Here is a 619-nt window from a genome sequence, read left to right as displayed (position 1 = left end):
CTTTCTTTCTTCGGAATGTGCTGCTGGGCAATTGGTCCGCAGTCGCATTAGCGAGCTCATGGTGGAGGAATTATTCCTTGGCATGCCTGCCGGGTTCTCTGCGACAATGCGGAATAAAAAGGCCCTCGTCCTGTCGGGACGGGGGCCGTTGTTTGTGCAAAGCTGGGGAGTGCAGCGGCTAGAAATCAGTGGGGAAGAGCTTACTGTCGGCAGGCTTGAGATTGTCCTTCAGCATCTTCTTACCGGCATCGAGGGAAGCGCCCATGATGGTGATGACGCTGCCGAGCTTGCCGTTGGCACTGAAATAGCTGACGCCCTTGACCTGCTCTTTGGAGAATTCTCCCACATAGGAATCGCCGGAAGCCACAGGTTCGGAGGTCGTGAAACCGGCAGCCTTCATATTGGCAATGGTCTGAATCGCAAGATCTTTGGCGGAAAGCGGGACAGGCGTGACGGCCACAGTGATGACGGTCTGTTCGGCGGCGTTCTGGAGGATGGCCATGGTCGCGCCTTGGGCAGACTGGACAGGCTGGGGTTGCGTCCAGCCGGAGGGAAGGTTCAGCGTAAAGTGGTCGGTCTTTACTTCATCAGCCAGTGCTGCGGATGCGCAAAGAAGGAT

1 protein-coding gene is annotated in these 619 nt (G+C 56.9%); it reads right to left on the bottom strand.

The annotated features are described in order from the left end of the window. Positions 1-178 precede the first annotated feature (178 nt). The coding region (locus ACQRCJ_RS12490; RefSeq protein ID WP_427799949.1) for a hypothetical protein at positions 179-619 on the bottom strand (441 nt) is incomplete at its 5' end.

Source organism: Desulfovibrio sp. SGI.102, assembly GCF_050314315.1.
In the GTDB taxonomy this organism is placed as follows: Bacteria; Desulfobacterota; Desulfovibrionia; order Desulfovibrionales; family Desulfovibrionaceae; genus Desulfovibrio.
The sequence above is the reverse complement of the archived record's forward strand: the minus strand, read 5'-3'. Positions and strand labels throughout refer to the sequence as shown.